17 protein-coding genes are annotated in these 19,791 nt (G+C 72.4%); 5 read left to right on the forward strand and 12 right to left on the reverse strand.

Annotated elements, in window-relative coordinates; all coding sequences use genetic code 11:
• Positions 1-36: 36 nt before the first annotated feature.
• Both D581_RS0123440 and D581_RS0123445 read right to left on the reverse strand, forming a co-directional pair.
• Positions 37-1,875 carry an FAD/NAD(P)-binding protein gene (locus tag D581_RS0123440; protein ID WP_018959631.1) on the reverse strand — a complete coding sequence of 613 codons (1,839 nt, stop codon included), beginning with the start codon at positions 1,873-1,875 and terminating at the stop codon, positions 37-39.
• A complete protein-coding gene (locus D581_RS0123445; RefSeq protein ID WP_018959632.1) occupies positions 1,872-2,738 on the reverse strand; it encodes an amino acid ABC transporter permease in 867 nt (288 codons plus the stop codon). Before D581_RS0123445 ends, D581_RS0123440 begins: the two co-directional genes overlap by 4 nt.
• A 462-nt stretch (positions 2,739-3,200) precedes the next feature.
• Between D581_RS0123445 and D581_RS0123450 the strand changes: the two genes are divergently transcribed.
• Positions 3,201-4,139, forward strand: a complete 939-nt coding sequence (locus D581_RS0123450) for an ABC transporter substrate-binding protein (RefSeq protein WP_018959633.1) — start codon at positions 3,201-3,203, stop codon at positions 4,137-4,139.
• A 43-nt stretch (positions 4,140-4,182) separates the two neighbouring features.
• Here D581_RS0123450 and D581_RS0123455 read toward each other — a convergent pair whose 3' ends face one another.
• Positions 4,183-5,424 (reverse strand): DUF5685 family protein, encoded by a 1,242-nt coding sequence (locus D581_RS0123455; RefSeq protein WP_018959634.1) that lies wholly within the window; start codon positions 5,422-5,424, stop codon positions 4,183-4,185.
• A 308-nt stretch (positions 5,425-5,732) separates the two neighbouring features.
• Between D581_RS0123455 and D581_RS0123460 the strand changes: the two genes are divergently transcribed.
• On the forward strand, positions 5,733-6,176 hold the full coding sequence (locus D581_RS0123460; RefSeq protein WP_018959635.1) for a cell division protein SepF: 444 nt from the start codon (positions 5,733-5,735) through the stop codon (positions 6,174-6,176).
• 67 nt (positions 6,177-6,243) lie between these two features.
• Here D581_RS0123460 and D581_RS0123465 read toward each other — a convergent pair whose 3' ends face one another.
• Complete coding sequence (locus D581_RS0123465; RefSeq protein WP_018959636.1) at positions 6,244-7,464, reverse strand: acyl-CoA dehydrogenase family protein; 1,221 nt, start codon at positions 7,462-7,464, stop codon at positions 6,244-6,246.
• Between the two features lie 102 nt (positions 7,465-7,566).
• Positions 7,567-9,372, reverse strand: a complete 1,806-nt coding sequence (locus tag D581_RS0123470; RefSeq protein ID WP_018959637.1) for an MFS transporter — start codon at positions 9,370-9,372, stop codon at positions 7,567-7,569.
• A 499-nt stretch (positions 9,373-9,871) separates the two neighbouring features.
• Here D581_RS0123470 and D581_RS0123475 point away from each other — a divergent pair, with 499 nt between their 5' ends.
• Positions 9,872-10,912 carry a phosphatase PAP2 family protein gene (locus D581_RS0123475; protein WP_026290830.1) on the forward strand — a complete coding sequence of 347 codons (1,041 nt, stop codon included), beginning with the start codon at positions 9,872-9,874 and terminating at the stop codon, positions 10,910-10,912.
• A gap of 122 nt (positions 10,913-11,034) precedes the next feature.
• On the opposite strand, the gene D581_RS0123480 is transcribed toward D581_RS0123475, so the two are convergent.
• The 4 genes from D581_RS0123480 to D581_RS0123495 form a co-directional block, all read right to left on the reverse strand.
• Entirely contained in the window at positions 11,035-11,250 is a 216-nt protein-coding gene (locus tag D581_RS0123480) for an I78 family peptidase inhibitor (protein WP_018959639.1), read from the reverse strand.
• 311 nt (positions 11,251-11,561) lie between these two features.
• The gene (locus D581_RS0123485; RefSeq protein ID WP_018959640.1) at positions 11,562-12,593 is read right to left on the reverse strand and encodes a helix-turn-helix transcriptional regulator; all 1,032 of its coding nucleotides are present in this window, start codon (positions 12,591-12,593) and stop codon (positions 11,562-11,564) included.
• A gap of 137 nt (positions 12,594-12,730) precedes the next feature.
• Positions 12,731-13,573 carry a hypothetical protein gene (locus D581_RS0123490; protein ID WP_018959641.1) on the reverse strand — a complete coding sequence of 281 codons (843 nt, stop codon included), beginning with the start codon at positions 13,571-13,573 and terminating at the stop codon, positions 12,731-12,733.
• Positions 13,570-14,853, reverse strand: coding sequence for a glycosyltransferase family 4 protein (locus D581_RS0123495; protein ID WP_018959642.1), 1,284 nt, complete (start codon positions 14,851-14,853; stop codon positions 13,570-13,572). The genes D581_RS0123490 and D581_RS0123495 overlap by 4 nt, the downstream gene beginning before the upstream one ends.
• 486 nt (positions 14,854-15,339) lie before the next feature.
• Between D581_RS0123495 and D581_RS0123500 the strand changes: the two genes are divergently transcribed.
• Positions 15,340-16,122 carry a hypothetical protein gene (locus D581_RS0123500; protein ID WP_026290831.1) on the forward strand — a complete coding sequence of 261 codons (783 nt, stop codon included), beginning with the start codon at positions 15,340-15,342 and terminating at the stop codon, positions 16,120-16,122.
• 137 nt (positions 16,123-16,259) lie between these two features.
• Complete coding sequence (locus D581_RS0123505) at positions 16,260-16,589, forward strand: hypothetical protein (RefSeq protein WP_026290832.1); 330 nt, start codon at positions 16,260-16,262, stop codon at positions 16,587-16,589.
• A 207-nt stretch (positions 16,590-16,796) separates the two neighbouring features.
• Here D581_RS0123505 and der read toward each other — a convergent pair whose 3' ends face one another.
• The 3 genes from der to cmk form a co-directional block, all read right to left on the reverse strand.
• Positions 16,797-18,266: a ribosome biogenesis GTPase Der gene (der, locus tag D581_RS0123510; RefSeq protein ID WP_018959645.1), complete on the reverse strand. Its 1,470-nt coding sequence runs from the start codon at positions 18,264-18,266 to the stop codon at positions 16,797-16,799.
• A 68-nt stretch (positions 18,267-18,334) separates the two neighbouring features.
• On the reverse strand, positions 18,335-18,991 hold the full coding sequence (locus tag D581_RS0123515; RefSeq protein ID WP_018959646.1) for a lysophospholipid acyltransferase family protein: 657 nt from the start codon (positions 18,989-18,991) through the stop codon (positions 18,335-18,337).
• The gene (cmk, locus tag D581_RS0123520) at positions 18,988-19,683 is read right to left on the reverse strand and encodes a (d)CMP kinase (protein WP_018959647.1); all 696 of its coding nucleotides are present in this window, start codon (positions 19,681-19,683) and stop codon (positions 18,988-18,990) included. The genes D581_RS0123515 and cmk overlap by 4 nt, the downstream gene beginning before the upstream one ends.
• Between the last annotated feature and the right edge of the window lie 108 nt (positions 19,684-19,791).

A 19,791-nucleotide genomic window follows, 5' to 3' on the forward strand; every position in this document is an offset into this window, starting at 1 on the left:
CGCGGTGGCGGCGGTGGTACGGGAAGGGGTGGGCGGTCAGGAGGCGAGCAGGCCCTGACAGGAGAGGTCGCGCAGGAAGGTGAGGGCGGCGCGCGCGGCGGCGTCGTTCTGCCGGAAGGCGGGTCCGCCGGTACGGGGCCGGGTGAACGCCCCGCTGTTGCGGGCGGTGGTGAAGGGGCCCAGTGCGAAGCGGCGCGGGTGCGGGCGGCCGGCGCGGTCCAGCACCCGGCTGTCGACAGGGTCCACGGAGAGCAGTCCGGTGTCGGTGACGGCGGCCCCCTCGTCGCGCAGCGCGCGCAGCAGGGGGCTCGCCGTGTGCCGGAGCGAGGGGTCGGGGAGGCGGGCCTCGACCAGGGCGCGGGCCTCGGTGTGCGCACCGGGGAGGGTGGCGCCGGTGGCCCGGAAGAGGCCGTGCTCCTCGTCGGTCTCCACGGTGAGGCCGGCGCCGAGGAAGCGGACGACGCCGGCCCGGGAGAGGGCCAGGAGCTGCTGGAGCCGGGGCCCCGGCGGGCCGGAGGCCAGATAGCTGAAGAAGCCGTGCCACCAGCCGCCGATGTCGCCGAGCCGGACGAGCTGGGCGTAGGCGGTGAGCAGCCCGAGGAAGACCGCGAGATCCTCGCTGTGCGACGGGTCGTGACGCCGGGTCAGGTCGGCGGTGATGTGGTCGCGCAGGGCTTCCTGGAGGGCCTCGGGCGATGCGTGGCGGACACCGTCGAGGGGCCGGTCCAGGGCGTCGAGGTCGAGCCGGTCGGCGGGGTCGGGCACGGCCTCGGCGATCAGCCCGGCCAGTTCGGGGCTGTCCGGGTCGGCGGCGGCGTACTTCTCGGCGAAGACCTCGTGGGCGAGGGCGGTGCGCTCGGGGTGGGCGGTGAACAGCCGGTGGTAGTGGGCGTGGCCGAGCTCCTTCGCGACCGCCGGCCAGACATCGCGCCGGAAATCGAGCGGCCCGGGCCGGCTCAGCAGCTCCGCGGTCCACGCCTGCCCCAGGCGGAGCGGCGGCGGGCGTTCGCCGGTCCAGCCGTAGCCGATCTTCGCGCGGTACGGGACGCCGCGGCGCGATCCTACGTACAGCACGGGTTCACGGCCCGACCGCAGGTAGACCCCGTTCTCGTGGCGTCCGCCGCGTCCCTCGGTGAGCAGGACCATCAGATCGATGAAGGCGAGCCCGAAGCCCCGGACGATGACCGGCTCCCCGGGGCGCAGGGCGTCGAGGTCGCTGTCGGCGGTGAAGTCGGGGGGCAGGTGCACCAGATCGTGCCGCCGGGCGAAGGCGCTCAGCCGCTCCTGCTCGGGCTCCTTCTCGGCGTCGAGGTGGCCCACGGTCAGGACGACGAGGTCGGCGAGCAGGGGTTCGGCGCGGTCCTGGAGCCGGACGCGCTGGCGGCCGCCGCGTGGTCCGGTGACGGCGAGGGCGGTGGTGCGGTGCTCGTGCACGGTGATGCCGGGCGGCAGGGCGGCCAGGGCGCGGTCGTAGGTCCAGCGCAGATAGGCGCTCTGGAGTCGCCGGGAGGGGAAGTCCGCGCCGGCGAGTCCGTGTATCTCGGCCACCACGGCGGGGTCCGCCGAAGGGACGACGCGGCCCGCGCGGACGTCCTCGGCCCAGGCGTCCAGGGCGGGTCCCGTCACGACGGGGCCGGCCAGGTCCACCGTCTCGTCGGTGAACATGGTGACGTCCTCGGCCATGGAGTTCATCCACAGCAGCGGCGACTGGTCCGGCCGCCAGATCCGCCCGCCGCCCGCCGGGTAGGGGTCGACCAGATGGATGTCCAGGCGCTGACCGCCGTACAGCTCACCGGCGTTGGCGGCGATGCGCTCGATGACGCCGGTGCCGCGCGGGCCGCCGCCGATCACCACGACGCTGGGCACGGTGCTCATCGCGCACCCGCCGTGCCACGGGCGTAGTACCGCTCCACATACCGCTGGCCGATGCTCAGCAGCGTGGTGACGGCCGCGTACCAGAGCGTGGCGACGAGCAGCAGCGGGATGACCTGGTAGGTGCGGTGGTAGACGAGTTGGACGGAGTACAGCAGGTCCTGCACGGCGATGATGCTGACGATGGAGGTGCCCTTGAGGGTGCCGATCAGCATGTTCCCGGCCGGCGGCACGATCGAGCGCATGGCCTGCGGCAGCACGATGCGCCGGAACCGCCGCCAGGGGCCGAGGCCGAGGGACTGGGCGGCCTCCACCTGGCCGCGCTCGACGGAGAGGATCCCGCCCCGCACCACCTCGGCGGCGTACGCGGCCTCGTGCAGGGTGAGTCCGATGACGGCGATGGTGACCGGGCCGAGGAGGCTGACCGTGGAGACGCCGAGGATCTGCGGGTACAGCGCGCCGATGTTGAACCAGAACAGCAGCTGGACCAGGATCGGCGTGGACCTGAAGAGCCATACGTAGCCCCAACTGACCGCCTGGAGAACGGGGTTGCCTGACAGGCGCATGACCGCGAGCAGGGCTCCCAGCACGAAGCCGAGCACCACGACCACCGCGGTGAGCCAGAGCGTGAGCCAGAGCCCGCGCAGGACGGGGACGGTGCCGAAGTAGGAGAGCACGACGTCCCACTGGAAGGCGTCGTTGCGGATGACCGAGTTCAGCGCCAGCGCGAGCAGCACGAGAACGGCAACAGCCGCTGTCCAGCGGCCTGTTCGGCGTACGGGGACGATGCGCGGGACCGTGTCGGCGTCGTCCTTGACGAGCGGCCGGGAGGAGGGAGGGGGCAGCGAGACGGTCTGCGGGGGCATGCGGGAGCTCCGTGGATGCTCAGATCGAACACGGGGCGTGCCTCACACCGGAAACCACACAGGGGCCGGGCCCCTCAGCGCCGGTCCATGGGTCCGAGATAAGCGGCGTGCGCGGGGAGTTGTCAAGCCTGTCCACACTGTGAGCCGGGGATCTCACCTCGGTTGACGCGCACGCGGATGCCTGTTCCACTTGGGCCATGCATTCGCAGCAGTGGCTGGTCACCCGCTCCCACATCGACTTCGGTCGTGTGTGGTCCTCTTCCTGTTGAGCTGACTCCCCGCTGTCCGGCTTTTCCTGCTCACGCCTGTTCTTTCGGCGTTCGAGCCCCGTTCCTCGCGTGACCTCACCTTCACCACACCGCTCCGCCCTCCCCTCGCACCGCTGAACACATCCGCCGTCCCCCGTGCCCGCAGAGGGCCCGGGGCGGTCGGCCCATCCCGACGAACCCGGAGAGCACAGCCATGCCCAGATCCCGACATACCGCCCTGTTCGCCCTGATCACCGTGGCCGCGCTGACCCTCACCGGTTGCGCCGAGCCGACGGAGGCGGCGGACGGCGGGCCGGACCAGGAAGCGGCTCGGGCGAAGACCCCGACGACGGACGTCGTCTCGAAGGTCCGCAAGGACGAGGCGGCGGCGAAACTGCTGCCGGCCGGGGTCCGGGAGGCGGGCACCCTGCGGATCGCCGCCGCCATCGGCACCCCGCCCGGAGCCTTCTACGAGCAGGACGGCACCACCCTGGCCGGCGCGGACATCGATTTCGCGGACGCGGCGGCCCGGGTGCTCGGGCTGGAACTGAAGCGCGAAGTGGCGTCGTTCGAGGCGATCCTGCCGGCGCTGGGCAGCGGAAAGTACGACCTGGGCACGGGGAACTTCGGGGTCACCGACGTACGCCGCGAGACGGTGGACTTCGTGACGTACATCAACGACGGGCAGGGCTTCGCGGTCCGCGAGGACAGCGGGTTGAAGAAGGTCACCGACCTCACCCAGCTGTGCGGGCTGAACGTGGCCACCGGGGCGGGCACCACCTTCGAGGTGACGCTCCAGGAGCATCTGCCCCGGTGCACGGAGGCGGGCAGGAAGCCGTACGAGGTCAAGACGTACGCCGACCAGACGGCCGTCTGGCTCTCGCTCCAGCAGAACCGCAGCGATGTGGTGATGTCCACGATCAACGGGCTGCGTTACGGGGTGAGCCGGCAGGAGGGACTGCGCTTCCTCAACGAGTTCAAGCGGCTCGACGTGGGCTTCGCGTTCAAGAAGGGCACCCCGCTGGCCCCCGCCTTCCAGGCCGCGGTCAACCGGCTCAAGGAGGACGGGACCTACGACCGCATCCTGAAGAAGTGGGGGACCACCGAGTCCGCGATCCCGTCCTCGGAGATCTCGCCACCCGAACTGAAGTGACCTGACGCCGGTCCCGCCCGCCGCACCGGCGGGCGGAGCCCGTTCAGCAGTCGCAGCCGCAGGACTCCCCGCAACAGCAGCAGCCCTCACCGCAGTCGCCGCAGCAGCTGCAGGCCTCGCAGCAGTCGCCGCAGTTCTGGCACGGCGCCTGCCGCCGCTCCCGGCTCCAGGGGTCCTCGAAGCTCCCGCAGCACATCTGGCAGGTGCAGGCCAGCCCGGCCCACACCAGGCATCCGGCGATCAGCCCGCGCCGGTCGCGGGGCGGGCGCGGCGGAGGTGGCGAGCCCGGGCCGCCGGGCGGCGGTCCGTACGGATCTCCGGGCGTCGGACCGTACGGCTGACCGGGCGGCGCGCCGTAGGGATTGCCCGGCGGCGGCCCGAAGGCGCTCTCGGGCAGCTGAAGCCCCTGCTGCCCCTGATGGGAGCAGGAGGAGGTGCCGAACGCCCGGTCGACCGAGCGCCGCAGCTCATGGGCGAGGAGGACGTGGACGAGCTTGCCGTCGGTGAACTCCGCCTCCCGCAGCGCGAGCCGCACGCCGTGCAGCGCGTCGTCGCAGAGCCGGCGCGCCTCGGACAGCGGGGTGCCGGTGGCGGTGAGCGGGTTCCAGGCGCCCGACGCGGCGTCGACCTCCTGGTCCTCCACGGCGTCCAGGAGATGGGCGAGCCGCCCGAAGAGCCGGCCGGCCTCCGCGAGCGGCGCGGCGTTCTGCGGCTTCCCGGCGAGCTGGGCGGTGTGTGCGAAAGCGGCCGCGGTGGCGGTCTCGGTCGGTTCGGTGACCGTCAGCAGCGGGGTGCCGGGCCCGGCGAGCGTCTCGATCCCGGTCTGCCGGTCGACCGCGTCGACCAGGAGGGCGGTGTCGAAGCCGAGGGCCGCCCCGGTCCGCGCGCCCGCCCGGTCCCACCCGGCGGCCACCCGGCGCGCGGCGGCGGCGACCGGGCGGCGGGCCAGCAGCCCGTCCCGGTCGGCGACGTGGTCGCGGACCTTGGCCGAGGCGAGGACGAGCGAGACGGCCGCGGCGAGCCGCGCCCCCTCCCCCTGGGCGACGGGCGCGGTGCGCATGGCCCGCAGCGGGCAGGGTCCGGCGGTGCGCCGGCTGTCGGACACCCGGCCCGCCTGAGCCTCCGTCAGGACGGAGACGATCAGGCCGTCATAGTTCGTGACGATACGGGCGAACTGTCCATGATCCGCCCTCAGGGCCAGGCACAGACCGCAGAGATGGGCCATCCACTCGACCCGGAGACCTTCGGAGAGCCGATGGGTGCAGGGCCTGACGATTCCGAACACGACGATCCCCCGTGAGCCGTTCAGCCGGTGCGCGACGCTCGCGCACCGGAGCGTCGTGCATCGTATCGAGTGACCCGTTCACCCGTACGTCCCCCGGATCACCCGTACGGCCGGAGCATCATATTTTCCTTCTACAAGCCCCCTTGTGCAGGACGAACCCTGACGAATCGCCACATCTTCTGCACCAGTAACGTCACGAATCGCCTGCGGGCCGACTATCCACTTGGCGCGGTATCCGCATCATGGACGACCATAGGGATACGAAAGAGATGCGGAACGCCAAGGAACCGCGGTGAGAGGAGGCGTCCATGGGATCGGTGCGCAAGGCAAGTGCCTGGCTGGGCCTCGTAGAGGACAACGACGAGCGGTACTACGACGACGAGTACGCCGAGGGTGCGGAGACCGGTACGGGCAATCAGGCCTGGGTCACCGACCCGCGGGTGCAGGTGGCCGCGGAGACGGCCGAGGAGCGGGACCGCCGGATCGCGACGGTGACCCCGGACAGCTTCCGGGACGCACGCGCCATCGGCGAGCTCTTCCGGGACGGCGTCCCGGTGATCGTCAACCTCACGGCCATGGACCCCGCCGACGCCAAGCGTGTGGTGGACTTCGCCGCCGGGCTGATCTTCGGCCTGCGCGGCTCGATCGACCGGGTGGCCACCCGGGTCTTCCTGCTGTCCCCCGCCGACACCCAGGTGGTGGCGGGCGAAGCCGCCGGCCGCAAGGCCGGCGGCTTCTTCAACCAGAGCTGAGCAGGGCGCTCGCCGGAGAGATCCGGTCAACGCATCCGGCCGGCGCGCGGGTACCGGCGCGTCCCGTTCACCGGAAGGCGTCGAGACCGGTGAGCGCCTTGCCCAGTACCAGCTGGTGCATCTCCACGGTTCCCTCGTAGGTGAGCACCGACTCCAGGTTCGTGGCGTGCCGCATCACCGGATACTCCAGCGAGATCCCGTTGGCCCCGAGGATCGTGCGCGAGGTGCGGCAGATCTCGATCGCCTCCCGCACGTTGTTGAGCTTGCCGAAACTGACCTGCTCCGGCCGGAGCCTGCCCGCGTCCATGCGGCGGCCCAGGTGGTGGGCGAGCAGGATGCCCTTGTGCAGCTCCAGGGCCATGTCCGCCAGCTTGGCCTGGGTGAGCTGGAAGCCGCCGATCGGCCGGCCGAACTGTTCCCGGCTCCTCGCGTAGTCGAGGGCCGACTCGAAGCTGGACCGCGCCGCGCCCATGGCGCCCCAGACGATGCCGTAGCGCGCGTGGCTCAGACAGCTCAGCGGGCCGCGCAGCCCACTCGCGTCCGGCAGCACCGCGTCGGCGGGCAGCCGCACCTCGTCCATGACCAGCTCACTGGTGACCGAGGCGCGCAGCGACCACTTGTGGTGGATCTCCGGGGCCGAGAAGCCGGGGGCGTCGGTCGGCACGACGAAGCCCCGGATGCCCCGCCCGTCCTCGCCCTCGTCGGTCTGGGCCCAGACGACGGCGACCCCGGCGACCGATCCGTTGGTGATCCACATCTTGCGGCCGGTGAGGATCCAGTCCTCGCCGGCGCGTTTGGCGTACGTCCGCATCCCGGCCGGGTCGGAGCCGTGGTCGGGCTCCGTCAGGCCGAAGCAGCCGATGATCTCGCCGGACGCCATGCCGGGCAGCCACCGCCGCTTCTGCTCCTCGGAGCCGAAGCGGTGGATCGCGTACATGGCGAGCGAGCCCTGTACGGAGACGAGTGAGCGGATCCCGGAGTCGGCGGCCTCCAGCTCCAGGCAGGCGAGCCCGTACTGGACGGCGCTCGCCCCGGCGCAGCCGTACCCGTCCAGCGACATGCCGAGCGCGCCCAGCGCGCCCAGCTCCCGGGCCAGCTCCCTGATTTTGGGCAGCTCACCCTTCTCGTACCAGTCGGCGATGTGCGGCAGGACGCGGTCGGTGGCCCAGGTGCGGACGGTGTCGCGGATCGCGAGGTCGTCCGCGCCGAGCAGGTCGTCGATGCCGAGGGGATCCGACGCGTCGAACGGCGGGAGCTTCGACGGCTTCGGTGACTCGGTGCTGGACATGAGGGTGCCTCCGGCGGCTCGCACGGTGCTCGGAGGGACCGGGAGACGCCCGCCCTCCGAAAACTAGCAGTGGTAGTCAGGGCGTCGTGCTGACGTTACGGCTCAGTGTGCCGCTCGTCCAGAGCCGGTCGCCTCGGCCGGCTCGCGCCGCGCGGGCACCATCGGGCGCGGGGCCGGGCGGTCCGGCCCGGCCGGCCGGGCGGCGCCGGGGGCCCGGTGTTCGTCTGTCCCGGCAGCGGAAGCTCCGTATGCGGAAGCCGTGGACGCGGAAGCGGAAGCGGCTGAGGCTGCGGAGACGGCTGAGTCTACGGAGGCGGCCGTTGATACGGCGTCGTCCGCCTCGCGCCGGTGGCACGCCTCCTTCGGCGGACACTCCATGGCCTTCGGCAGCCGCAGGGCGGCCAGGGCGCCGAGCAGCAGCAGCCCCGCGCTGACGAACAGCGTGACGTGGAGTCCGCCGATGAAGGCGTGCCGGGCCGTGGAGCGCAGCAGGTCGCCCGTCGGGCCGCCCAGCTGCGCGGCCACCTGATAGGCCTCGCCCAGCGAATGGGAGGCCTCCGCCCCGGCGCGGGCGGGCACGCCCTGCTCGTGCAGACCGGCGAGACCGGGGGCGTAGGCGGCGTTCATGACACTGCCGAGCAGGGCGATGCCGAGGCCCGCGCCCAGTTGGTAGGAGGTCTCCCCTATGGCCGCCGCGCCACCCGCCCGCTCCGGCGGGGCGTCGCTGAGCATCGACTCGTACGCCCCGAAGAGCGTGGTCTGGAGGCCGAAGCCGAGCAGGACGAACGCGCAGGTCAGCAGGGCGGGCCGGTCGTGCTGGCCCATCGAGGTGAGCAGCAGCACCGAGGTCGCGGTGAGGACGAAGCCCCAGCCGACCATGCGGCGGGGACCGACGTGGCGCAGGGTGTACGAGCCGGTGGCGCCCGCGGCCATCGCCGCGAAGGTCAGGGGCAGCAGCCGCAGCCCGGTCTCCAGCGGGCTGAGCCCGAGCACCAGCTGGAGGTACTGGACGGCGATCAGCTGGAGGCCGACCAGCGCCAGCATGGCGAGCACGATGCAGCCCACGGCGGTGGAGAAGGCCGGGCGGGCGAACATGGAGACGTCGATCAGCGGATGCCTGCGGCGCTTCTGACGGCGTACGAAGAGGATCAGGAGCGCGAGCCCGAGGGCCAGCGGCCCCAGCGAGCCCGGGTCCAGGAGCCCCGCGCCGCTGCCCAGCCGCTTCACGCCGAGGACGACGCCGAGCACTCCCGCCGCGGCGGTCAGCGCACCCAGCACGTCCCACGGGCCGTCGTCGCCGCCGCGCGACTCGGGCAGCAGCCAGCGGCCCAGCGGCAGGATCACGGCCATCAGCGGGATGTTGATCAGAAAGACCGAGCCCCACCAGAAGTGCTCGACCAGGAAGCCGCCGACGACCGGCCCGGTGGCGGCGCCGACCGCGGCGACCGCGGTCCACACGCCGATGGCGAGCGCCCGCTCCCTGCGGTCGGGGAAGACCTGGCGCAGGATCGACAGCGTGGCGGGCATGATCATCGCGCCGCCGACGCCGAGGAGGGCGCGGGCCGCTATCAGGACGGCCGGGGTGTCGGCCGTCGCGGCGATCGCGGAGGCTACGCCGAACAGCGCGTAGCCGATGAGCAGCACGCGCCGTCTGCCGATCCGGTCACCCAGCGTGCCGAAGAGGATGAGCAGCGAGGCGCAGACGAGGGGGTAGGCGTCGACGATCCACAGGAGGGCCGTGCCGCTCGGGCGCAGGTCCTCGGTGACGGCGGGGACGGCGACGTGGAGCACGGTCGCGTCGAGAGCGACGACCAGGAGACTGAGGCAGAGGACCACGAGGACGACCCAGCGGTCGGCGTCGCCGGTGGCCTTGCGCAGCCGGACCCCGGCCGTGGTCGTCCCGGACATCTACGTACCTCCCGATGAGTCCCTCGCGCTCGGCGGACCGACGGTGACGTGGGGTGCGTGTCCCTCGGGCCCGGCATCGACGGGCGAGTGAGCCGTCAGCGTACGCGAGTCCGGCGAGGTCACCTGTGGTCCACGTCATACCGCGTTCCGCCGCACAGTCTGGCGTACGCCGTTTCCGGAACCGGCCGGGGGGCTCCGGTCCGAGGAGCCGTGACGCCCGCCGTGACGGGGGGTTCCGGCGGGCGTCGAGGGATGCGGCGCGACGGCGCGCGCGTCCCCGAATGGCGGGACCAATTGCCGCGGATTCCGGTGCGCCTCTTTTTCCGAGAGATCAAACACGCTTACGAACGGAACCGAGGGGCAATTGGCGACAAGATCACGGAGGCACTTCTCGGCGACCGGAAAAGACGCCGTTCCGAGACAAAGTCCACATCACATCGTCATCACAAAGAGCCCGGATTGGCCTGCTCGCACACTCACTCGCTGTAACGTCGATTGGGTGCGTACCGACATCTTTGCCCGGCTGGACCGGGAGCCGGAACCGCCGAAGATAGTGGCACCGCGGATGAGCCGTCACCGCATCGCCCTCTTCGGCGGGACGTTGGCGTTCTATCTCGCCATCGTCTGGGCGGTGCTGATCACGTCCTGGCTGGTGGCCCTGGACTGGAAGGTCATGCTGTTCCGGCCCTACCAGCAGTGGCCCGAACTGCACGCCTTCCTGGACTACTACGTCGTGCTCGGCCAGCGCGGCCCCACGGCGGTGATGGTCGCCTGCTGGCTGGGCTGGCGCTCCTGGCGTCAGCACACGCTCCGGCCGCTGCTGGTCCTCGGCACCTCCCTGCTGCTGCTCAACGTGACGGTGGGCGCGGTCAAGCTGGGGCTCGGGCGGCTCGGCCCGCACTACGCGACACAGATCGGCTCGGCCGAGATGTTCGCCGGCGGCGATATATTTCCCTCCGGGCACACCGCCAACGCCGTCGTGACCTGGGGAATCCTCGCCTATCTGGCCACCACGCCACGCGCCAGGCGCTATCTGTCGGCCGTCTCCGCGACGGTCTCGCTGGGCGTCGGCCTCACCACCGTGTACATCGGTACGCACTGGCTCAGCGACGTCGTGCTGGGCTGGGCGGCCGGGCTGCTCATCCTGCTGGCGCTGCCGTGGTTCGAGCCGCTGATCGCCCGGACCGAGGCCTGGATCTTCGCGATGCGCGAGCAGTGGCGCGAGCGTCGCGACGGCGCCCACCCGGCATCCGTGGCGGGGACGGGGTCGGGGTCGGGGTCGGGGTCGGAACCGCGACCGGTGATGCTCCCGCAGTCGATGGCAGCCGACGGCCTCGCCGCCGAGACCGTGGCCGCCGGGGCCGGGCCGGTGCTCCCCGCGGGACATCCAGCCCCGGGCGCCAGGGCGCGGGCCCACGGCGGGCACGTGCGGCCGGGCTCCCCGCCGGTCGCCCCGGCGGGCGTCCGCCGTCCGCCGCCGCACACGGAACGGGGCGCACGCGGCACCGGCAGCCCGGCACGTCCGATGACCGGCGGCTGATCCCGCTCCCCGCTTGCCCGCTTCCCCGCGAACGGGGTGCCCACAGCCTCACCCGCACACCACCGGAGGCCCCGACCGCAGTCGGGGCCTCCGGCCGTCGGGGGCCCGGTGCGGCCGGCGGGTCAGCCCACCCAGCAGCGCGTCACCGCGCCGTCCTCGACCTGGAAGTTGATGCGGCCGTGACGGAACTCCATGGTGAGGAACGTGCCCGGGGGAACGGCCCGGACCGTGTCCCAGCCGCGGCTCCTGGCCTGTCGCTCGGCGGCGTCGGCGGCGAGGCCGACGTACGACTCGGCGGCGTCGTCCGGCTGGGCTGGAGGGGTCGGTAGAGATGCCATGCCTTCACCGTAGGCGGCCCCGGACCGTGGTGGAAGGCCGGGCCGGGAGGGCGTTCCCCTGCATCTCCACATGCCGTGGCGGTCACGCTTGTGTCACAGGATCCCCACACGTGTATACGCGGTCCTATTCACTCGAACGGGCTGGCCGCAGGCATCCGCGCGCATTATCGGGAAACCCCTTACAACAGCGTGAGGGGGTGCCGGGAGCCTTCCGAAATCGCGGGATGACCTGCTTCTTCTCTCCTCGGCGGGGAGCGCCGCGCGAATGGCCGGGTCACCCGAAATTCCCGCCCCCGTAAACCGGCCTTTCCTTAGCCGCACGCTTGTCCCACCCGACCGCCGGGCGCGGAACGGCGGGCCCATACCACACCCGGAGTCTCAGATCCGTCGAGCGCGCGCGTGAGCCGGTCCCTCGCCTCCCGCATGACCTCGATCAGCTCGGGCGGCTCGATCACCTCGAAATCGATCCCCATCATCAGCACGTGGATCACCAGCACGGTGAGGTCCGGCGCGCCCGCGATCAGTCGGCAGGTGTCCGCGTCCACGGCCTCCACCACCCCGGCGGACGGCGACACCCGCCGGGCGGCCTCCGCCGCCGGGGCCTTCAGCAGGACCACGGCCCGCGCCGCGTACGCCGAGACCGCGACGCCCCGGGAGACGTAGGCCGCGAGATCGTCCGCCGGCGGGGGGCGGGGGACGAAACGGGGGCCGTGCGGCGGGGTCGGGGTGATCCGGTCCACCCGGAAGGTGCGCCAGTCCGCCCGGTCCGGATCCCAGGCCACCAGATACCAGCGGTGCTCGGTGCAGACGAGTCGGTGGGGCTCCACCGTCCGGCGCGAGACCTCCCCGCCGTGGGTCCGGTAGGCGAACCGGAGCCGCTCCGCGTCCCGGCAGGCGGCCGCCAGCTCGGTGAGCACAGCGGGGTCCACGGCGGAGTCGTCCGCCCCGCGGAGCATCGGCACGGTGAACGCGCCGAGCGCGCTCACCCGGCGGCGCAACCGGTGCGGCAGCACCTGTTCCAGTTTGGCCAGCGCGCGTACGGAGGTTTCGCCGATGCCCTCGATGCCGTGCCCGGCGGCCGTCCGCAGGCCGACGGCGACCGCGACGGCCTCCTCGTCGTCCAGCAGCAGCGGCGGCAGCTCGGCGCCCGCCCCGAGCTGGTAGCCGCCGCCGGTGCCCCTGCTGGCGTTCACCGGATAGCCCAGGTCGCGCAGCTTGTCGACGTCCCGGCGCACGGTGCGCGGGGTGACGCCGAGCCGGTCGGCCAGATCGGCGCCGGACCAGTCCCGGTGGGCCTGGAGCAGTGAGAGCAGGCGCAGCAGTCGTGCCGAGGTCTCCAACATGCGGGCGAGTCTGCCAGGGATTGCGGACAGCCCCGGTCCGCAATCCCCCGCAACCCCTCGGCCCGCTATCCCCTCCGCCCGCGACCCCTGCGGCCCGCGATGGTCCGCCCGCGATCCCTCCGTCCGCGGGCCGTCCCTCAGCGGTCCGCCGGTCCGGGCTCCAGCCGGAGGCAGAGGTCGTTGTCGGCGGTGTAGCAGGGGGTGGCGAGCACGCCGGGGGCCGGCGCCCGCGTCGGGTAGACGAAGGACTTGTTGCGGGACCAGACGTCGTCGAGGATGCGGGAGATCCTGACCCCGGGCGCGCCCGCCGCCGGGACCAGCCACAGCTGCCAGAGCTGCGCCCCGTCCACCGGCCCCTCGGCCGGCGGGCCGTAGGGCAGGGTGAAGGCGAAGGCGCCCGCCGGTCCGTCGGCGGGGGTGAGCGGGAAGCGGTGCGCCCGGGCCCGGTCCTTGGGCAGCCGGGCCTCCACGGCGGCCCCCTCCCCCACGGCGACGCCGTACAGCACGCCCTCGACCGTCATGCCTGCCGGGCCGACGACGACGGCTCCCGCCTCGGCGTGCGGGGCGCGGACCCAGCAGCGCAGGGCGAGCCGGCCGTCGGCGGTCGGGTAGGGAACCCGGGCGCTGACGCTCGCGGCTCCGGTGTCCGGGCTGCGGTCGACGAGCGCCCGCAGGTCCCGCAGCCCCGGCTCCACGGTCCAGGCCGTCTTCTCGGCTCCCGGCTCCTCGACATAGACGTCCCAGCGCCCCTCGGACAGCTCGGTGGAGGCCGGGAGCACCGCCCGCAGCCGCCCCGGGCCGGATCCGCTGAGCGGGATCCGCACCGTGCCGCCGGGTCTGCCGCCGGCCGCGCCCCGGCGCCGCAGGAGCAGCACGGACTCGGGGGCGGGGGCCGGGGCCGGGGCGGTCAGCTCGAAGGTGAGCGTCCCGGCCGGATCGGCAACGCAGTCGGCCCGTACGGTGGCTATGGCGGGGGTCATGCGGCCCTTCCCTTGCGGAGCACGTCGGCGGCTTTGTAGCGCAGGGCGTAGGCCCCGTCGAGGACGCTGCCCCGGGTGCGGTGCAGCGCGGTGCGCAGGGCGCCGTGCCCGTGCCCCTGAGCGCCGCGGGCGACCAGTTCGGCGAACAGGCTCTCGTGGCGTTCGGCGATCCGCGCCGGGTCGAAGCGGGCCGAGGCGGTGAGCGCGGCACCGCCCATCCGGTGGCGCAGTTCGTCGTCCTCGATCAGCTGGAGCAGGGCGGCGGCGATCGCGTCCGGGTCGCCGACCGGGACCAGCCGCCCGTCGACGCCGTCCTCGACGATCTCGGCCGGCCCGTGCGGGCAGTCGGTGGCGACGACCGGCAGACCGCCGCGCATCGCCTCGACGATCGTCATGCCGAAGGACTCGCGGTCCGAAGTGACGGCGGCGATCGACCCCTTGGGCCACTCGGCCTCCATCGGGTTGGCCGAGCCCATCAGGAACACGTGGTTGTGCAGGCCGAGTTCGTCGACGAGGGTGCGCAGCGACGCCTGCTCGTCGCCGGTCGCGTCCCCGCCGCCGTAGATGCGCAGCCGCCAGTCCGGACGGGCCGCGGACACCTGGGCGAAGGCCCGCACCAAGAGGTCGTAGCGCTTGACCCGGTGCAGCCGGCCCGCCGCGACGACCCACTTCAGGTCCCCGCTCGCGGGCGGACAGGCGGCCTCGGGAACGGCGTTGGGGATGGCCTCGATCCGCACGCCCGGCAGCTTCAGCCGCGTGCGGTAGTCGTCCGCGTCGGCACGGGTGACGGTGGTGAGCGCGTCGAGCAGGGTGTACCGGTGGGCGATCTCGCGGCGCAGCCGGTAGTTGTGGCTGTCGAGTGTCAGATGCTCCTGCCCGACGCGCACCGGTCCGCGGCGGGCCCCCCGGCTGAGGTGCACGTTGAGCCCGGGGCGGGTCCCGACGACGACGTCCGCCTCGGTCGCCCCGAGATGGGCGGCGATGCGGGCGTCGGTGAGCCTGCTGTACTGCTTGTGCCTGCTGTCCCCGCGCGGGAACACCGCTGCGGGCCGGGCGTGTTCGGCGTCGTCGCCGTCGTAGGTCGCGCTCTTCTTCCGCAGGTCCACGAGGTGGCGCAGCGTCACGCCCTCGGGTGCGCCGAGGACGGGGGCGTCACGGTGCCGGAAGACGGACACGATCTCGACGTCGTGCTGCTCGGCGAGCGTACGGGCGAGCGTGAACGTCGTCCGAATGGTCCCTCCGATTCCGTAGGCATTGTGCAGAAGAAAAGAAATATGCATGGTTTCGCTGTTTCCCCTGTCGGCCCGATCTTGCCAAATCTGCGCTTCCCGGCGTTTTTCCGTCCGAAATACACCGGGAAATCCCGGAGCGTCCGCGATATCCCTCACGGTATGCCCGCCCCATTGTCGCAGCGCCGCTGACCTGCGGCTATCCGGAGGCATGCCATCCGGATAGCCGCAGACCCGGAAGTAACGGGACCGCGTGTGCGGGCCACCGGTGCGGTGACCCGGACGGCTGGCGCTCCCCGTTCACCAGGACTTTCCTCCGAGCTTGACGTAGGAGAATGTCGAGGGGTTGCCTGCTCCCCGGTAAAAACTTCCCCGGCGGAACGCGGGAGCCGTACGTCGACTGCTCGATGTACCGATGTGTCGACCTGTGTCGCACTTCCGTGCGCCCCGGTGCGTGACCCCGGCCACGGATCCCGCGTTGTCTCTTCATGGAGCCCGGGAACCACCCGGCCCACGCACCGAGTTCGAGGAGTCCCCGTGCCGCGCATGCTCGACGTCAGCCAGGACGTACGCGCCGAGATCGGCGACGACGAAGCCGACCGGCTGCTCGTCGGCGACAACGCCCCGGGCAGTTACGACTGCACCTCCTGCCGCACCCCCGGCGACTCCGACCAGGAACGCACCAGCACGGTGCTGTTCATCGGAGACGAGACCGCGGTCCTCGCGTTCGCCCACGCGACGTGCATCCCCTCGCAGGTCGTCAAGGTCGCCGAGGACCAGCTCCAGGGCGCGGTGCGCAGCATCACCGGAAGCGAGCAGAAGGATACGGAGGGGCGCATGCCCGAACAGGCCGTCCTCGGCATCACCAGCGGACTCGTCCTCATCGAGGACGATCTCCGCCCGGCCCTGGTCGTCGAACCGACCGGCCCGGTCGCCCGGCCCGGCACCGACGGCAGCGGGGGCGACGAGTTCCTCCAGCTGCTGCTGGAGCAGGGCTTCCGCCCCTCCCCCGACCTGAACCGGCTGCCGGAGGTCCTCGCGGGCTGGTCCGTGCTGCTGGCGGTGGGCCAGCTGCACGCCGTGCTGCAGCCGAGCGCCGGCGGCGGCAAGCCGGTCGCCTGGTGGCAGGCCCACCAGCCGCTCCAGGTGACCGAGGGCTGGCGGGCCGCGGCCAACAAGTCGCAGACGGTCCTCGTCTTCGCCGCCCCGGCCGGCACCATCGGTCAGCAGCCGCGCGAGGACCTGCTCCGGGACGCCCTGGAGAAGGCCGCGGTCAACGGGCTGCTGGTCGCCGCGTCGATGCCGCTGGCCGGGACCTGATCGTGTCCGGCCGGCTCGGACGCCCCCACCGAACAGCGATTTCTCCGGCGGAGCCGCATCCGACGCGCGGTGAGGTCGTTGGCACCTACGTGCACTCATACGACTCCTCCCGCCAGCATCAGAGTCAGATCCCTGCCATGCGACCGTCGCAGGATCCGTCGGGGGGCGTATCCCCCACCCCGATCTACGACGCGCTGTACTCCGAGTACCGGCGCTCGTTCCGGGCGTTGCCGGGCGACCGGAGCGGCGAGGAGAATCTCGGTTTCCCGGCCTTCGGCGCCGGTCTCTTCGCCTCCAGGACCGCGCTGAGCGGCCACCCCGCCCCTTCCGGGCACGGCGGCAACGGCCAGGGCGGGAGTGGCGGGCAGAGCCAGCACACCGGGAGCCTCGGCTCCTGGCAGCGGGTGGGGCGGCATGCGGGGCGTCCCCGGCCCGCGGCGCTGCCGCCGGGGTCACGGGACTCCTGAGCCCCCACGGATCGGGACTTCCGGGGCCGCACGGCGAAGGCCCACGACCAAGGTCCCGTGATGCAGGCCCACGACGCAGGCCCCATGAGGCAGACCCCATGAGGCAGACCTTACGACGCAGGCCCCACGACGAAGCCCCGGGCCGCTCTCGCGAGAGCGGCCCGGGGCTTCGTCGTGCGCTGGTGCTGTTTGTCGCGCTCGCCGGTGCTACTTGTTGCGGCCGCGCTTCTCGCGGACCCGGACGGAGATGTGGATCGGGGTGCCCTCGAAGCCGAACTCCTCGCGCAGACGGCGCTCGACGAAGCGGCGGTAGCCGTGCTCCAGGAAGCCGGAGGCGAAGAGCACGAAGCGCGGGGGCTTGGTGCCCGCCTGGGTGCCGAAGAGGATGCGCGGCTGCTTTCCGCCGCGGATCGGGTGCGGGTGGGAGGCGACGATCTCGCCGAGGAAGGCGTTGAGCCGGCCGGTGGGGATCCGGGTCTCCCAGCCCTCGATCGCGGTCTCGATCGCCGGGACCAGCTTCTCCATGTGGCGGCCGGTGAGGGCCGAGACGTTGACGCGCGGGGCCCAGGCGATCTGCGCGAGCTCCGTCTCGATCTCGCGCTCCAGGTAGTAGCGGCGCTCCTCGTCGAGGGTGTCCCACTTGTTGAAGGCGACGACCAGGGCGCGCCCGGCGTCCACGGCCATGGTGATGATCCGCTGGTCCTGGACGCTGATGGACTCGCTGGAGTCGATCAGGACGACGGCGACCTCTGCCTTCTCGACGGCGGCGGCCGTACGCAGCGAGGCGTAGTAGTCCGCGCCCTCCTGAAGGTGGACTCGGCGGCGGATGCCGGCCGTGTCGATGAACTTCCAGGTGATGCCGCCGAGCTTGATCAGCTCGTCGACCGGGTCGCGGGTGGTGCCGGCCTGCTCGTTGACGACGACCCGGTCCTCGCCCGCGACCTTGTTCAGCAGGGAGGACTTGCCGACGTTCGGGCGGCCGATCAGGGCGATGCGGCGGGGGCCGCCGAGCGCCGTGCCGAACTTCTGGGCCGGGGCGTCGGGCAGGGCCTCCAGGACCGCGTCCAGCATGTCGCCGGTGCCGCGGCCGTGCAGCGAGGAGACCGGGTAGGGCTCGCCGAGGCCCAGCGACCACAGGGCGGTGGCGTCCGCCTCGCCGCTCTGTCCGTCGACCTTGTTGGCGCAGAGGACGACGGGCTTGCCGGCCCGGCGCAGCAGCTTGACGACGGCCTCGTCGGTGTCGGTGGCGCCGACGGTCGAGTCGACGACGAAGACGACCGCGTCGGCCGTCTCGATGGCGTACTCGGCCTGGGCGGCGACGGAGGCGTCGAGGCCCAGCACGTCCTGCTCCCAGCCGCCGGTGTCGACGACCTTGAAGCGGCGTCCGGCCCATTCGGCCTCGTAGCTGACGCGGTCGCGGGTGACGCCGGGCTTGTCCTGCACGACGGCCTCGCGGCGGCCGATGATCCGGTTCACCAGGGTCGACTTGCCGACATTGGGGCGGCCGACGACGGCGAGCACGGGGAGCGGGCCGTGACCGGCCTCGTCGAGGGCGCCCTCGACCTCCTCGGGATCGAAGCCTTCCTGCGCGGCGAGCTCCATGAACTCCGCGAACTCGGCATCGCCAAGTGCTCCGTGCTCGTGGCCCGAGCCGTCGGAGTGAATCTGGTCGTTCATGAAGTCCGTTCCTCTTTGCATCATCATCGATGGACCGCGATCACCGCGGTCCACTACTCAAGTCTCGCCTATCGCCCGGTGAGGCGCTTGGCACTTTCCAGGTGGGCGGTCAGCTTCGCCTGGATCCGCAGGGTCGCCTCGTCCAGCGCCCTGCGCGTCCGCCGCCCGTCGCCGGCGCTCGCGTCGAACGCGTCGCCGAAGACGACGTCGATCGGGCTGCGCAGCGGGGGCAGCCCCCGTATCAACCGTCCGCGGCGCTCGGTGCTTCCCAGAACGGCCACGGGGACGATCGGAGCCCCGCCCCGTACCGCGAAGTACGCGAGTCCGGCCCGCAGCGAGGCGAAGTCTCCTTCGCCGCGGGTGCCCTCGGGGAAGATCCCGAGGACGCCGCCGTCCTCCAGCACGCCGAGCGCGTGGGTGATGGCGGTGCGGTCGACGGATCGGCGGTCCACCTCGATCTGCCCGATTCCGTGCAGGAACGGGTCGAGGGGGCCGACGAACGCCTCCTTCTTGATCAGGAAGTGCACCGGCCGGGGCGCGGTGCCCATCAGCATCGGTCCGTCGATGTTGTGCGAGTGGTTCACCGCGAGTATGACGGGTCCGGCGGCGGGCACGCGCCACGCGCCCAGAACTCTGGGCTTCCACAGCCCGTACATCAGGCCGATGCCGATGGTTCGCCCGACGGCCGCTCCGCGCAGCGTGGGCGCGCCTGTGGCATCGCTCACGCGGCGACCCGCTTCCCCTCGACGAGGGTGACGACGCACTCGATGACCTGCTGGAGGGTCAGCTCGGTGGTGTCCACCTCGACGGCGTCGTCCGCCTTGGCGAGCGGTGAGGTCTTGCGGCCGGAGTCGGCGGCGTCCCGCTTGATCAGTGCCTCGCGGGTGGCCGTCAGGTCGGATCCCTTGACCTCGCCGCTGCGGCGGGCGGCGCGGGCCTCCGGGGAGGCGGTGAGGAAGATCTTGAGGTCGGCGTCGGGCAGCACGGTGGTGCCGATGTCCCGGCCCTCGACGACGATGCCGCCGGTCGCGGCCGCGGCGATGGAGCGCTGGAGCTCGGTGATGATCGCCCGCACCTCGGGGACGGCGCTGACGGCACTGACCTTGGAGGTGACCTCCTGGGTGCGGATCGGGCCGGAGGCGTCCTCGCCGTCGACGGTGATCGTCGGGGCGGCGGGGTCGGTGCCGGAGACGATCACCGGCTTGGCGGCGGCGGTCGCGATCTCGGCCGGGTCGCTTGCGTCGATGCCGTTGCTCAGCATCCACCAGGTGATGGCCCGGTACTGCGCGCCCGTGTCCAGGTAGCTCAGGCCGAGCTGGGCGGCGACGGCCTTGGACGTGCTCGACTTGCCGGTGCCCGAGGGCCCGTCGATGGCGACGATCACGGAGGAGCGTGCGGTTTCCACGGTGGTGGACACCTTCCTGGTACACGGTGCGGGGACGGACGGGCCTTGAGGACGGCCTCGTACCAGGTTACCGAGTACCGGGCGGGCCCTTGTACCCCGTACGGGGGAGGCGGGCCACCC

It is taken from the genome of Streptomyces sp. CNB091 (assembly GCF_000377965.1).